Raw genomic sequence first — 14,757 nt, 5'->3', positions numbered from 1 at the left:
CGTGATTGATCCTACAAAATAGACGGGAACAGGGGGTTGGGCTTTTCAATGTAGCTCAATTTTTCTCAGTGTGAACCCCTGGCAACACCCCAAATTCTCGTAGAGCGGGGACAAAGTTATGATTTTCGTGACTGGGGCGACTCAGCTTCAGTAGGGCAAACCGTTGCAGGGGTGTTAAATTTTGCCATTGATCGGGAGTAATTTCTACGTTGCAACTGTGGGCTTTTTCAAGCACTTGGGCGGGAATTTCCGTTTGTAGCCAAGGGGGATTTGGGTCAATGGCTAGGACTTTGGCTGGTGTGCCAGTTTTCTCTGTAATCAGTCCTTGGAGCGTTTCGTGGTAGAACTGCACCTCAGCAGGGGTTTCACAGGGCATCTGAATCAATTGCGTTTTTTCGGCCTCTGTGAGTTTGTGCCAATGGTCGAGTTTCATTTTGACGCCACAGGTATCGAGTTTGTAGCGCATGATCATCGGAATGCAGCGCAGCGATGCAAGGAAGTCCTGCTCGAACCCAAAGAAATCTGTCATGGGATTTTGCCTCAGTAAAAGTTTGAGAATTTACATCCCCCTAAATCCCCCTTCATAAGGGGGACTAAGAGTTCTTTTTTTACTCCCGGTGCCACTCGGTAATACCGCCTGGTTTGTCCACCAGCACAATTCCTTTTTCGGTGAGTAAATCCCGGAGGCGATCGCTTTCTGCATAGTTTTTATTGGCGCGGGCGTCCTTACGCTGTTGGATCAAGTCTTCAATTTCAGCATCGGTTAAACTAGCGGCCTGTTGCTTTATTTCCGGGACAAAACCGAGGATATCGGCCAATTCCTTAAGGGTGAGCCAAAGAGAGGCGAGAATTTGCGGATTTTGCTGAAGTTTACCTTCGTGGACGAGGATATTTTTCTCTTTTTTCAGTTCTTTCGCCAGTTCAAAGAGAATCGCCAAGCCGCCAGAAAAATTGAGATCATTGTCAACAATCGCTTTAAATTTCGCCAGGATGCCCTTGTCGGCAGTGATATTGTTCGTATCCAAATGTTCTGCCCCAAATAGCAGCGCATCATTAAGGGTTTCCCAGCCCTTGGTCGCAGCGGTGAGGGCTTCGTCGGTGAAATCCAGGGGCTTAGTGTAGTGGGCCTGGAGGATAAACAAGCGCACGGCCATCGGGTCATATTTTTGCAGGAGGTCGCGGATCGTGATGAAGTTGCCGAGGGATTTGGACATTTTTTCCCCTTCCACCTTCACCATGCCATTGTGCAGCCAATATTTTGCTAAAGGCTGACCCGTTGCGGCTTCCGACTGGGCGATCTCGTTTTCGTGGTGCGGGAAAATGAGGTCACTGCCCCCCACATGGATATCGATAGTTTCCCCTAAGCGATCGCGCACCATCGCCGAACATTCGATGTGCCAACCGGGGCGACCTGCTCCCCAGGGGGAATCCCAGGCAGGTTCTCCTGCTTTGGCGGCTTTCCAGAGGGCAAAATCGAAGGGGTCATGTTTTTTCGGCGCATCAGGATCTTCTGTGACACGACCGCTAGCCCCTGCTTGCATATCATCTAATTTGCGGCCAGAGAGTTTCCCATAGCCATCAAACTTGCGCACCGCATAGTACACATCCCCCTGGGAGGCATAGGCAAAACCCCGTTGTTCGAGGTCGTGGATCAGCTTTTGAATCCCATCTAAACTGTGGGTTGCCCTAGGATATTCATCGGCGGGTTGAATGTGGAGCGCTTCCATATCCTCGAAATAGGCTTCGATAAATTTTTCGGCGATCGCCCCCATGGAACTTTTTTCTGCCCGCGCCCGATTGAGAATTTTGTCGTCAATATCAGTGAAATTTTGGATGTAATGCACCTCATAGCCTGACCATTGCAAGTAACGTCGCACCACATCCCAGATCAAACAGGTGCGTGCGTGACCCAGGTGGCAATAGTCATATACCGTAATCCCACAGCAGTACATCCGCACCCGATTAGCTTCGAGGGGTTCAAAGGGTTCAGAACGGCGATGGAGGGTATTGTAAAGACTGAGGGACATGGTAAGCACTGGCGTTGAGCGTGTTTCATTCTAACCCACGATTGCCCAGGGAATTCAATCCCCATTGAGTCCTGCCGTTACAGTTTTTTGAACCTAGGCGATCGCCCCAAAAGACGGTGTTAGGTTGAAGGTAATTCTTCTCCTGGAGGTCAGCCCATGGCCACTTCATCATCTCGTAAACCGTTGTCCCAACGTTCCCTCACCCTCCTCCTCAGTGGTTGTTTGTTAGGGGGACAGATCCTCGCGGGCTGTCAGATGGCCTCCCAAAGAAGTCCGGAAACAGGGATGGATGCCATGGCCCCCCAAGTGGCAGAAACGGAGTCCATGCCGGTGATGCCACCCCCCGATGGAGACATTCCCCAGGAAGTGCCGGATCTCTCCCAAGAGGACTACAACCTCATCCGTGATAATCCTTTCCAATTGGTGCGCACCGAACCACTGTCTACCTTTGCCCTTGATGTAGACTCCGGAGCCTATAGTAATGTGCGTCGCTTTTTAGATGATGGTCAGCTTCCTCCCGTTGATGCCGTGCGTCTGGAGGAGATGATTAACTATTTCACCTACGACTATCCGGCCCCGGACGATCAACCCTTTGCCATTAACACCGAACTCTCCCAGGCTCCCTGGCAACCCCAGCACCAGCTCCTCCGCATCGGCATTAAAGGCCAGGAAATTGAAAATGAAGCCCTCCCCCCCAGCAATTTGGTGTTTCTCTTTGATGTGTCGGGGTCGATGAATGATCCCGATAAATTGCCGCTTCTCAAGTCAGCTTTTCGGTTATTGGTAAATGAGCTGCGCCCGGAGGATCGCGTTTCCATTGTGGTATATGCCGGGGCAGCGGGTTTAGTTCTGCCCTCGACGTCTGGGGCCGAAAAGGAAACCATTCTGGCGGCCTTAGATAATTTAGAAGCAGGCGGTTCCACAGCGGGTGGTGAAGGCATCGAACTGGCCTACCAGGAGGCGGCGGAAAATTTTCTCGACAATGGCAATAATCGGATTATCCTCGCCACCGATGGTGATTTTAATGTGGGGATGTCCAGCGATGCAGAACTAATTCGTCTGATCGAACAAAAACGCGAACAAGATATTTTTCTCACGGTGCTGGGCTTTGGTACAGGCAATCTCAAGGACGCCAAGATGGAGCAGCTCGCCAATAATGGCAATGGAAATTACGCTTACATTGACAACATCCTTGAAGCGAAAAAGGTGCTGGTAACGGAAATGGGTGGCACGCTTCTAACTTTGGCAAAGGATGTAAAAATTCAGGTGGAATTTAACCCGGCCCAGGTGCAAGCTTATCGCCTGTTGGGTTATGAAAATCGTCTGTTAGCGGCCCAGGATTTTAATGACGATACCAAAGATGCGGGGGAATTGGGTGCTGGCCATACGGTGACGGCTCTCTATGAAATTGTGCCGGTGGGCATTGATTCGCCCGTGGAGTTGCCGACGGTGGATGATTTGAAATATCAAGAGACCCAGCCAAATCCAGGAAATTTTGCCGGAGAATTGCTGCAATTGAAGCTCCGCTATAAACCCCCCACTGGCGATAATTCGGCACTGATCACCCAGGCGATCGCCAATGACAGTACACCCTTAGATCAAGCCTCTCCAGATTTTCGGTTTGCGGCGGCGGTAGCGGAATTTGGGATGCTATTGCGGGACTCCCCCTACCGTGGCGAAAGTTCCTTTGATCAAGTTTTAGAACTGGCCCAGGGCAGCAAAGGAGCAGATCCCGAAGGCTATCGCAGTGAATTTATCCAACTGGTTAAAACGGCCCAGGCTTTGAATTTTTAAGGAAGAAGACCGACGCAGTTTTGTGTTCTCCCGTAGGTTGTGGGTCAGGCGATCGCCAAGTGCATAGGGTCTGCTACCTGGCCACTACATAGCACCACGAAATGAAACATATCCTTCGGAGAACAGATCAATGAAAATCACACGACGCACCATTGGCAAAGGTTTAATGCTTGGCACCATGATTCTAATGGGCAGTGGCTTTAGTGCGAATGCCGCCCCCCTTTCTAGTACTGGTCCCCTGCCTTCTGTCGGCTGTCCAAGTAATTTACCCCAGCACCACTGTTGGCTGAGAACAACACCGACCGGGCCGATTAACCCTGGCATGGTTGCAACACCGCTCCCCTCAGCCCAAGCCCAACCTAAACCTCTGACCTGCCCAGAAGGTTGGCAACCCCGGCCCCAGGAAGTCAATTTCCAGCTTGGCCCTTGTCTACCCGGCACTATTGTGACCCCGACTCCCCAACCCCAGGCAGAACTTCTCCTTCCTGCTATTCAAAAAATGCATTTGGGTCTGCCCGGAAGATAACTCACAAAAAAACAAGATCACCATGGTGCTGTTTTCTGAAAACTTTGACCGGGGTGATCTTATTTCTTGATTTGATTTAAGCGAGTTCAAAGAAACAGTTCGGTTACCTAAGCAACATCCGTATAGGCTTCAAAATCCATAAAAGGAGAACTATAGGGCTCCAGATCCATGAAAGGAGAGCTCAAAAACTCCTCTGCTTTGATGGGACGACTAAACAAAAAGCCCTGGATTTCATCACAGTTAAATCGCGTCAAAAATTCCAACTCTCCCTCATCTTCAACCCCTTCAGCAACTACCTTAAGGTTGAGATTGTGGGCCATTTCAATAATTGCGGTGATAATCGTTGCATTAACATGGTTCCGATGAATCCCATGGATAAAGGAGCGATCTAGCTTGAGGGTATCAAAAGAAAACTGCTGCAAATAGCTTAAAGAAGAGTAACCCGTGCCAAAATCATCTAAAGCAATTTTCAAACCCAAAGACCGCAAGGCCTTTAAACGTCGTATCGATACTTCCCCATTGTTCACGAGGGTGCTTTCTGTCAATTCCAGTTGGATATCTTGGGGTTGCAATTGATTGTTGATAATAATTTGGCTGAGGCGATGGTGCAGATTGAGTTGGGTAAACTGTTTCGCCGAAAGATTGATGGACATATAAAAGTCCTTGAGGCCCGCAAGCTGCCAACGACGCAATTGGCAACAGGCTTCTTCCATGACATATTCCCCAATCGGGATGATCAAACCGGTTTCTTCGGCCAGGGAAATAAATTGATTGGGCAAAACCAAACCACGGGTTGGGTGAAACCAGCGTAAGAGGGCTTCGGCACCAACCACCTTGCCCGTTTGCAAGTTCATCTTCGGCTGGTAAACAACTTCGAGTTCGTTGCGTTCGAGAGCTTGCCGCAGATCGGCTTCGAGGGAAACCGTATTCAAGCGGCCCACGTTCATTGCTACGGAATAAAAAGCGTGTTGATTGCCCCCCTGTTTTTGAACTCGCAACATGGCTGTGTGGGCATTACTGAGCAGTTCATCAAGGGTAATGCCATCTCTGATGTAGAGGGCGATGCCGATGCTGAGGCTGATAAAGACATCCTGTTGGTCTTCTGTGGTAAAGGGGGAGCTAAAGGCCGCGAGGATTTCTTCGGCAATGTTGACGACTTCGCGGCGATGTTCTAGGGGATGAAGAATCGCACAAAATTCTGAAGTGTTGAGACTAACGACAGTGCCGTATTTCTCTAAGGTTTGTTGTAGGCGATCGCCCACCTGCTTGAGTAAAGCGCTGACAATACCGTGGCCAAGGTATTCGTTAAGGAGTTGAAAGCGGTCTAGACCAATGGAGAGAAGCGGAGTGGAGGGCACTGTCTCACTATCTTCTTGACCGAGGGGTAGCTGTGCCACCACCTTTTCAAAAGCATAGGTGATCCTATTTTGATTCGGTAGACCAGTGAGACTATCTTTCTCACTCAGTTGGTTTAACTGCTCGGAATAGTATTGTTTGACTTTGGAGTATTTATTGAGACGTACTTCGACAGCCTTGAGGAGTTCTGCAGCTTGGATCGGTTTCATCAAATAATCATCGGCTCCGGATGCCATTCCCTGGCGGAGTTGCTGACCCTCTGCTTGGGCCGTCAAAAAAATGAAGGGAATCATTTCCGTTGCTTCTTGTTGCTGGAGCCGTGCCAAAACGTCATAACCACTCAAATGGGGCATCATCACATCACAGATGATGAGATCCGGGTGATATTCCTTGGCTGCCTGAACTCCTTTTTCACCATCACTCGCTTCGATAACGATGTAACCAGCATTCGTAAGAATTCTTCGAGTCAGTTTACGGATAACGTAGTCGTCTTCAATGACGAGAATCGTCGTGATTTCTCCGGGATTTTGCAGGCCAGAGGAAACATCATTTTGGACGGGAAGGTTGTTAGGAGACATATTCACTCAGCATCTCAGGGCGTTGGTGGAACATTTTTTCGGGGAAAGAAACCAAGCTATTTGCCATCAGATAATTGGATGTTCGCTGTTTCTGTAAGAATGTTTTCTTTCATTAAGTGCCACAATCATTGCGCTGTAGATGCCAATTGCTATCTCAAAAACGTTGGAGGTTCGGGATCAAACCTCGGACTAGCGGGGTGGCTACGCGCGAAAAATGTTGGCTCGCCTTAATTTTGGTTTATGAAAATCAAAGGCGTTATGTGTAGAAATGTAACACGGTGATGGGAAAAAAGTAAATCTGGGGTATCTGCTCTAATTTTTTTCCGTGGAAAATTAAAACCAAAAGATTGCTTTCGCTAAGGGAATTGTCTATTTCTGTTGGGCGATCGCCACAGTCGTTTCGGGCAAGGTAGTCAACCGGGGTAGGCGATCGCGCTGTTGAAACAAAATAAAAGCCGCCACCGCCAAGAGAAAATACCCAAAGCCCTTTTGGAGTTGTTTTGCATTGAAATAGCGCCCACTGTAGCCGCCGAGCAAAATTCCCAGGCTCGCCACAAAGGTAAAGTTCACCATCAGATGCCAATCAAAAACCACATCAGCCTGGCCAAAGTAACCCAGGAATCCGGCGATCGCATTCATCACAATAATCACCAGGGAAGTGCCCACCGCCTCTTTCATTTTCGTCTTACCGAGTAACACCAGGGCGGGCACAATCGCAAAGCCCCCACCAACCCCCACTAGCCCCGTCAAAATGCCAATCCCCAAACCTTCCGTGAGCAACCACAGCCAACAGTAACGGCACACCGGGGCCGGATAATCTTCGAGGTGTGGTTCATTTGCTTGGTGGGCGATCGCCTTGCCACTTTTACGAATCATAAAAATCGCCGCGATCAACATCATCACTGCAAACAGCAATAGCTGCACCGTCCCTGTGATGAAGGGCAACCGGGTTAACTGCGCCCCCAGGAAAGCCCCGACCATGGTCGCCGAGCCAAAAATACCCGCTTTTTTCAAGTTAATATTGCCCTGTCGCCAGTGGGGCACCAAACCCACCGCACTGACAATGCCGACGATAAACAACGTCATGGCGATCGCACTTTTCGGGTCAACCCCCATCACATAGACCAAAATCGGCACCGCCAACACCGAACCACCGCCCCCCATCAAGCCCAGACTGATTCCAATACAAGCCGCTAAAAAATATCCCAAGAGCTGCATCATATCCTCCAAAAAAAAGCCCCCAGCAACTGTGGGGAGCAATGTCGTTCGTTAAATCTATTTGACTCGGTTGTAGGGGAGACGGGCCAAAATTTTCGCCATGCCACAGAAGCCCGTAAAGCCCGCAAACATCAACCCAGAGCCGACAAATCCGGTGAGGAGCAAAAACCAAGGGGAGACAAACGCACTTAGTAATGTACCGGCGAGGACTAGGCCCCCGGCGACAATTTGCACCTGGCGCATCATCGGTAAAGGCGCTTTTTTATCTTCGTTGTAGGGCAAGTTAGCGCCCTTCCAGGCCGTAAATCCGCCGTCAAAATGGGCCACTTGGTAATAGCCTGCCGCAAAGAATAGTTCTGCCGCCCGTCGGGAGCGATTGCCGCTTTGACAATAAAGGATCACATTTTTCGTTGTCTGGGGCACGGTGTCTACGGTCAAGCGAGACAGGGGAATATTTTGTGCCCCCGCCACGTGTTCTCTCGCGTATTCAGCCTGTTCGCGCACATCGAAAACGACGGTATTGGGAGAATTGACCTGGGTGGCAAACTCGGCGGGTGAAAGTTCAAGTAATCGTTGTTGTTGGGTAGTAGTCATTGCACTAAAAAAAATGGTGATGATTGGGTGTAATCCGAGACGAAAAATGGCTTGCTTGCCAGGGAAAAAGAGTTAAACATTGCCACAGGCTTGGTTTGCGGGCACTGCTTCCATAATCTTTTTCGGGTCGGGGAGATTGAGGTTATCCATCAGGTGAACAAAGGCTTGGCGATCGCCTTTGAGGCGGGGGTTAAATTGCTTTTCTTCAGCGATGGTCGAAACCATTTGCCCGCGATAATCATGGCCCGGATAAACCAAGGTTTCGGGGGGTAAACGAAATAGTTTTTGAATCGAATCGTAGAGGGTGCCCGCGTCACCACTCTGGAAATCGGTACGGCCACAGCCCCGGATAAACAAGGCATCCCCCGTGAATAGATGGGTGCCATTTGCTAAAAAGGCCATGTGACTATCGGTGTGTCCCGGGGTGGCGATCGCCTGAATTTCGATGGCACCGACCTTGAGCACGTCCCCATCGGTAACGGAACGATCCGCACAGGCGACTTCTGCTCCCTGGGGAACAATTCCCAAACAGTTCGTTTTTTCCCGGAGCCGACTCGTCCCCGTCACATGGTCAGCATGGACATGGGTTTCGAGACAATACTTTAACGTCAAACCCAGTTCTTGCAGAAGCTTAAGATCCCGATCCACTTGCTCAATCACGGGGTCGATTAAGGCCGCCTCACCACTTTCAGGATCAGCCACAAGATAGGTGTAGGTATAGGTTTCGTAGTCAAAAAGTTGGCGAAAGAGCATGGTTCACAAAGACAGCAGCTGAGTGACTAAGCTGGTCGTTAAACATAAGTATATCACTAAAAAGTAATTTATCGATAGAAAATTTTAGGCTTTTTTTAGGTTTCTGGGGGAAATTTCCCCTCGCTCCCCCCGTTTAAATGCCTATACTCATGGTGACGGGGCCAGTCCACCAAAAATCTAAATGCTGCCCATCATTTGACTATTACCCCGCAAATCAAGGGTGTAGGCGTGGAGTTTGTTACATTCAGAAGCGCCATTCCGCCCTATGGTAGACCTAAGCAAAAATTCTGGAAATTTTTGTAAAAAAGGGGTTCTTTTCCTGTTTGATCTTGGGGTGTTCTTTTTTTTAACAACCCTAAGCAATGCTCCCCCTGGGGTGACTCTGCTGTTCAACGATGCACCATTATGCTGATCAACCCATTTCGTCGTCCTTTCCGCAAAAACCTCCGGGCCTATCCACGACCAATGGCAGTCACTAAAAATCACCCACAACATCGCCTCAACCATTGGCTCAAATGGATGATGCCGGGTCTCTCGGTCAAGCGATGGCTCTTGATGAGTGCTTTGGGGGTTCTATTTACGGCGTTGGGGTTGGCGATTTGGCTGAATTTAACCCCTGTTTCCCGGCTGTTGGCTTTGATGGGCGCACTCCTGCAATGGTTAACGGCGGTGGTTCCGAGTAATATTTCTGGGCCAGTGGCGATCGCCGCTGGTTTGAGTCTGATTTTCTGGGGCCAAAATCGCACCTTTGGGGCAATTACCACGGTGCTAAATCCCGATGGGGACGAAGAACTAGTTGATATGCTCCACAACCACCGGCGCTTAAATAAAGGGCCGAAAATTGTTGCCATTGGTGGTGGGACGGGTCTTTCTACCCTGTTGCGGGGCCTAAAAAAATACAGCAGCAATATTACCGCAGTGGTAACTGTGGCCGACGATGGTGGCTCTTCGGGGCGACTACGCCGGGAGATTGGCGTCCTACCACCGGGAGATGTTCGTAATTGTCTCGCGGCTTTTGCGGACGAAGAAAAACTCCTTACGGAATTGTTTCAATATCGCTTTAAGGCTGGTGATGGGTTGGTGGGCCATAGTTTTGGGAATTTATTTCTCACGGCCATGAGTGAAATTACTGGGGATTTAGAACAGGCGGTGCTGGCTAGTTCCAAGGTTTTGGCGATTCGCGGTCGAGTTTTGCCAGCGACCCTCAGTGATGTGAAGCTTTGGGCGAGGATGGCCGATGGCCGAGTTATAGAAGGGGAGTCTAATATTCCAGAGGCTGGGGGACACATTATGGAGTTGGGTTGTTGGCCCGAAAATCCGCCAGCCCTCCCCGCAGCAGTCAAGGCCATTGAAGAAGCCGACTTTATTATCATGGGGCCGGGGAGCCTCTATACCAGCGTGATCCCCAATTTGTTAGTCCCGGAAATTCGCGAGGCGATCGCCCGTAGTGGTGCCCCCCGGATTTATGTCTGCAATATCATGACCCAACCGGGGGAAACCGATGGTTATACCGTCGCTGACCACATCAAGGCCATTGACCGCGCCTGTGGCAAAAAACTCTTTGATGCTGTCCTTGTCCACCAGCGATCGCCGTCGGAAGCGGCCCTCCGTAAATATGCCCTCGAACGTTCCCACCCTGTATTTCTCGACCGCGAAGAAGTGGGGCGACTAAGGCGACGGGTGGTGATTGCCAACATCATGGACGAAGACCCAGACACAGGCTATGTCCGCCACAACCACGAACGTCTAGCGGGGATGTTGGTACGTTGGTTTAGCCGCGCCGCCGAAGTCCAAACTAAAATGGCCCATCCCCCCACCAAATAGATCCTTCCCTGGGGAAGGTGGCCGCTAGGCCGGAGGGTGTTCTCCCCTGGAGGGGAGCTAGAGGGGTGATGTTCTACCCCGAAACCCTCGATGTCACAATGCGATCGCGCCCTTCATGTTTCGCCTGATATAAAGCCTTGTCGGCCTGAAAAATGAAGTGCCCCATATCCGCTTGGGGTTGGGGTTGGGCCACATGGAGACCGATGCTGATCGTAATAAATTCACTAATCGGTGACTTTGGGTGGGGAATCTTGGCCTTGGCGATCGCCTTGATCAGTTCTTGGGCAATGTTTTTCGCACTCGCAAAATCGACATTGGTCAATAGCAGCACAAATTCTTCCCCTCCATAGCGGGCAGCCAAGTCCGTTGGGCGACGGGCCATCAAATTTACCCAAGAGGAAACCTGTTGAATACATTTATCCCCTTTTTGGTGCCCATAGTGATCGTTGTAGTTTTTAAAAAAATCAATGTCGATCATCATGAGAGCCAAGGGGTACTGATATCGCACCGCCCGCTGCCACTCCTTTGTTAGGGTGAGGTCAAACATGCGGCGGTTAGCAATGCCCGTCAGCCCATCCAAGTGGGAAAGCTCCTCAAGTTCCTGATTTAACATCAAAATTTTCTGCTGGGCCTGTTTTAACGCTTCGACCTGGGCCTGCAAACGGATCGCAAACCACACGGCGATCGCCAATACCAAAGACAAAGAACTGCCCAAGATTAAGATTCCCCAGGCCACCGGGTGCTCAAATAAACTCTGGCTGGTGTCCTCGGCCACTAGCAATCTCTTGGAAAAAAAAGCCTGCCACAGGGCGATCGTCAAAGTTAGTCCCAGCCATAACAATGCCAGAGGAAAGAAAAAATTTGATACCCGACGGTGAATTTGTAAACTCAACTGCCGCGCCTGGAGAATGACGATCAGACCCACCACGATAAAACCACTGGAGGTATGAACCGCCATTTGCGTCAGCTTCCCCCAACCGTAGGTCGTCTCAATATTCGCAAGATAGCCCAAACACGCCACCGTCCCCAATCCCATCACCGACGCCCCCAAAAAACTTCCCCCCAGCAAATTTCTTTTTTGTTGCGGCTGCGTAATCAAAAACAACCCAATGCTGGTCAGGAAAAAACAGAGGGCGGTATTCGGGGCCATTCGTCCTGGATGGGAGGTCGCCACAACAATGTAATGGCGCATGAAAAGTTCATCCAGGGGGAGGTTTAGGCCAAAGATATATTCAGCTAGGGTCAATCCCCCCAAGAGACCGATGAGGATCGCTAGGGCGATCGCTACTCTTTTCATCGGCCCCAAGGCAAACATAGCCAGCCCCACCAACACAAACCCCAGGGCCGTATTAAACTGCATCGGCACAAAACTAGGATGAAGCTGAATGATTTCTGGCAGGCGCAAATACCAACCCAAGATCACAGCAATCCCTAGGGTACAGACCGAGGCAGCACCAAGATAAATCAGGGCTTGGGAAAAGGGAAAACGTTTCATCAGCAGCCTGGAGTTCCACGGGCTGGGGGAGGAAAATATCGCAGTCTAATTTTGCCCGCTATTTCTATTTTGTCCTGTTGGCTCGTAAAAACTAGCAGGGGACGGTGACAAATTTGGTTGGTGATTAGTGAGGATCTTCCCTTTTACCCCTAGTTGAGGCGTTAGATTGCCCCTAGGGCATCGTAGATCGCCCAGATCCCCATGGCCCGCAGGTAGTGACAGGCGCGGAAGGTACCATTGGCCGTAATCGCTTCGGGGGTGCGGAACTGTAACCCATTGTCATAAACCTGTTTCACTACGGCTTCCACCATCCGCAGGGCTTCGGTTTGCATCCCATTACGAATCATCAGGGCGGCAATGCCAAAGTTAATCCCTGTCCACACTTCGAGGGGATGGGTATCATTTTCTTTTTCGGGGGTGCCGTCGGGGTTGAGGCCATTGGCTGCACCAAATTGACCGCCATGAAATTTTTCAAAACAAGCAGTGTAAATGGTAGCCAGGGTTGTGGCAGTGCGATCGCCGGGGTTCACATCCGGAAGACTGAGTAGTTGGGCGTAATATTGACCGCACAGTTGATCGGCCATCACCACGCGGGAATTACTCCCCGTATCCAGGGTGTAGTAGTTGCCGTTCCAGAGGGTGTCTTGGTAGCGGGGCCGGGCCTGGTCGAGCCAGGTGTGGTAGGTGGCGATCACCTGCTCAAATTCTGCTGCGGAGACTTGATTTTGGTGTTCTTCAAAGTGACTGGGGCTTTGTTGGAGGATTTTTGCCATGGCGATCGCCGCTTCGAGGGCTGCGATCCACAGCCCCCCACAGTAGGCACTGATCCCTTTGAGTTTCCAGTCATCAAAGGTTTGATCCGGTGCGCCCCCATTTTCGGGAATGCCATCGCCGTCTAGGTCAAAGGTCTTGAGGTAATCGAGGGCAGTGACGACACTCCCCCAACAGCTCCAGAGAAATTCCGTGTCCTCGGCCCTGGTCATCAGAAAATCCCGGTACACTTGCAGGACAAAATCTGACCCCAAATCTTTCCAGAGGTTGCAATCCTGGTAGGCGGTGTAATTGGTGGCTTCCCAAGGATGTTCGTTCGGCGCCCCCAGATCATGGGGCGTTGCCCCAGCGACTTTGCGGGTGGCCATGGTCTTGTTGTAGCCGATCATCCGTTGGGTATCGTCACTGGTGGGAATCGCCCGGGCAAAGGCTTCTAGCACCGCTTTATCCAATCGCGGCCAGAGCATCGTCAAACCAAAAGAACCATACATCCGCACATCGAGGCTTTCGTACCAGCAGTAGTCGAGGCATTCTAAAACCCCAAACTGACCGACGGGATCATTTTCCGTGGCCGCCGTCCAGAGACTTCCCCCCTGGGTTAAGAGGTACAGCTCATTAAATAAGGCCATCTTTAACCAATCCGGCAGATCATCCCGCCCCAGGATCGGTTGTTGCCAGGCCGCGATCCGTTCTTTCCAGAGATCACTATGTTTCATCGCCGTGCGGATCATTGTCCAGACATTATTCCCGCTGCGGCCAAAAAAGTCTGTGTAGCGGCGAAAATAGGCGATATCCGGCGCAAATTCCATCACAGGCAAATCCCAGGCGAGAAAGAAGGGGATTTTCTTCGTTTTGCCGGGTCGGAGGGTAAAGCGTACGGCGATCGCCCCGGCAATTTGTTCCCCAGGTGCAGCCGGTGTTTCATCTTCAATGTCTGGCAGGGAGCCATCCCCTGCAAAATAATCCCACACATCGCGGCCATCCCCCACCGGGTTCCAACGGTTGTGATAAAAGACTTCCAAAGTCGGATTCGTCACCGTCGCAAAACACAGTTGGCCTTCCCCTTCGCTGAGATCCGCATGGGGCCGCACCCGATTCAGCAGGCAGCCGACCCGGTAGCGGTCTTGCACCCATTGGTTTAAATTGCCAGTGCTATCGCCCCAACGGGATTGATATTCGTACACCGGGGAGCCATCATCCCGCAGCACCACTTCCGGCGTTTTTTGGGCCTTGGTAAACCACCCCACCATGTTTTGCCAAGTCATCATAATACTGACGGTGATCGGCTTATCGGTGGGATTGTGGGCCGTCCATTCAAAAACAGCGACGGGATAACTGGTTTCTTGGTAATTCTGGGCAATAATCGGCGAAAACTGCTCACAGGTCAGCTCTGCGGCGAAAACCCCTTGATATTCGTACCAACTGCGTGGGTATAGGGCGGCATAGGTGCCTTTTTCGGCGGGATACCATTGCCAACTGCCCAAGGTGCCATCATCAGGGGCGACGGTACTCATCGCGTAGGCTTGGGCTGCTTCTCCCTCCGGCTGTTCAAAGACACTGAATTGACAAGCACCAGCATTGCGAAAGGTGTGTTCCCCCGCATCTAAATGCCACAGATTAAAATCTCCCCGGGGCGATCGCCCGATGCAACCCGCCCCAAACCCACCAAGGGGCATCCCATGCCAGGGGCCATCGTCTAGATTACTGCCATAGCGGACGGTGTAAGGCTGATCCCATCCCAAACCAAGGGGACGTTTCCAGGCACAATCGGGGATGACAGGGGGTTCCGCAAACAGACTCATAGGGACGGGCTGATCTCAT

Annotated in this window: 11 protein-coding genes; 3 read left to right on the top strand and 8 right to left on the bottom strand. The window is 51.0% G+C overall.

All coding sequences use genetic code 11. The annotated features are described in order from the left end of the window. Nucleotides 1-55 precede the first annotated feature (55 nt). Together AWQ24_RS14620 and cysS are read right to left on the bottom strand one after the other, a co-directional pair. A complete protein-coding gene (locus AWQ24_RS14620) occupies nt 56-529 on the bottom strand; it encodes a nitrate reductase associated protein (protein WP_065717248.1) in 474 nt (157 codons plus the stop codon). A gap of 79 nt (nt 530-608) precedes the next feature. Then, nucleotides 609-2,027 carry a cysteine--tRNA ligase gene (cysS, locus tag AWQ24_RS14615; protein WP_065717247.1) on the bottom strand — a complete coding sequence of 473 codons (1,419 nt, stop codon included), beginning with the start codon at nt 2,025-2,027 and terminating at the stop codon, nt 609-611. A gap of 156 nt (nt 2,028-2,183) precedes the next feature. Between cysS and AWQ24_RS14610 the strand changes: the two genes are divergently transcribed. Together AWQ24_RS14610 and AWQ24_RS14605 are read left to right on the top strand one after the other, a co-directional pair. Continuing rightward, entirely contained in the window at nt 2,184-3,821 is a 1,638-nt protein-coding gene (locus AWQ24_RS14610; RefSeq protein WP_065717246.1) for a VWA domain-containing protein, read from the top strand. Nucleotides 3,822-3,951: 130 nt separating this feature from the next. After that, nucleotides 3,952-4,347 (top strand): hypothetical protein, encoded by a 396-nt coding sequence (locus AWQ24_RS14605; protein ID WP_065717245.1) that lies wholly within the window; start codon nt 3,952-3,954, stop codon nt 4,345-4,347. A 107-nt stretch (nt 4,348-4,454) separates the two neighbouring features. Here AWQ24_RS14605 and AWQ24_RS14600 read toward each other — a convergent pair whose 3' ends face one another. The 4 genes from AWQ24_RS14600 to AWQ24_RS14585 all read right to left on the bottom strand — a co-directional run bounded on the left by AWQ24_RS14600 (nt 4,455) and on the right by AWQ24_RS14585 (nt 8,846). After that, nucleotides 4,455-6,281, bottom strand: a complete 1,827-nt coding sequence (locus tag AWQ24_RS14600; RefSeq protein WP_232318913.1) for an EAL domain-containing protein — start codon at nt 6,279-6,281, stop codon at nt 4,455-4,457. A 369-nt stretch (nt 6,282-6,650) separates the two neighbouring features. Next, nucleotides 6,651-7,502, bottom strand: coding sequence for a sulfite exporter TauE/SafE family protein (locus AWQ24_RS14595; protein ID WP_232318836.1), 852 nt, complete (start codon nt 7,500-7,502; stop codon nt 6,651-6,653). A 54-nt stretch (nt 7,503-7,556) separates the two neighbouring features. Then, nucleotides 7,557-8,093, bottom strand: coding sequence for a rhodanese-like domain-containing protein (locus AWQ24_RS14590; RefSeq protein ID WP_065717244.1), 537 nt, complete (start codon nt 8,091-8,093; stop codon nt 7,557-7,559). A gap of 72 nt (nt 8,094-8,165) precedes the next feature. Then, entirely contained in the window at nt 8,166-8,846 is a 681-nt protein-coding gene (locus AWQ24_RS14585; protein WP_065717243.1) for an MBL fold metallo-hydrolase, read from the bottom strand. Nucleotides 8,847-9,251: 405 nt separating this feature from the next. On the opposite strand from AWQ24_RS14585, the gene yvcK reads away from it, so the two are divergent. Beyond that, a complete protein-coding gene (gene yvcK / locus AWQ24_RS14580) occupies nt 9,252-10,670 on the top strand; it encodes a gluconeogenesis factor YvcK family protein (protein ID WP_065717242.1) in 1,419 nt (472 codons plus the stop codon). Nucleotides 10,671-10,743: 73 nt separating this feature from the next. Here the strand turns inward: yvcK and AWQ24_RS14575 are convergent, their stop codons facing one another. Then, nucleotides 10,744-12,165 carry a diguanylate cyclase gene (locus AWQ24_RS14575; protein ID WP_065717241.1) on the bottom strand — a complete coding sequence of 474 codons (1,422 nt, stop codon included), beginning with the start codon at nt 12,163-12,165 and terminating at the stop codon, nt 10,744-10,746. 161 nt (nt 12,166-12,326) lie between these two features. Next, a complete protein-coding gene (locus tag AWQ24_RS14570) occupies nt 12,327-14,738 on the bottom strand; it encodes a GH116 family glycosyl hydrolase (protein ID WP_065717240.1) in 2,412 nt (803 codons plus the stop codon). Between the last annotated feature and the right edge of the window lie 19 nt (nt 14,739-14,757).

This window comes from Picosynechococcus sp. PCC 8807, from assembly GCF_001693295.1.
GTDB lineage: Bacteria > Cyanobacteriota > Cyanobacteriia > Cyanobacteriales > MRBY01 > MRBY01.
The sequence above is the reverse complement of the archived record's forward strand: the minus strand, read 5'-3'. Positions and strand labels throughout refer to the sequence as shown.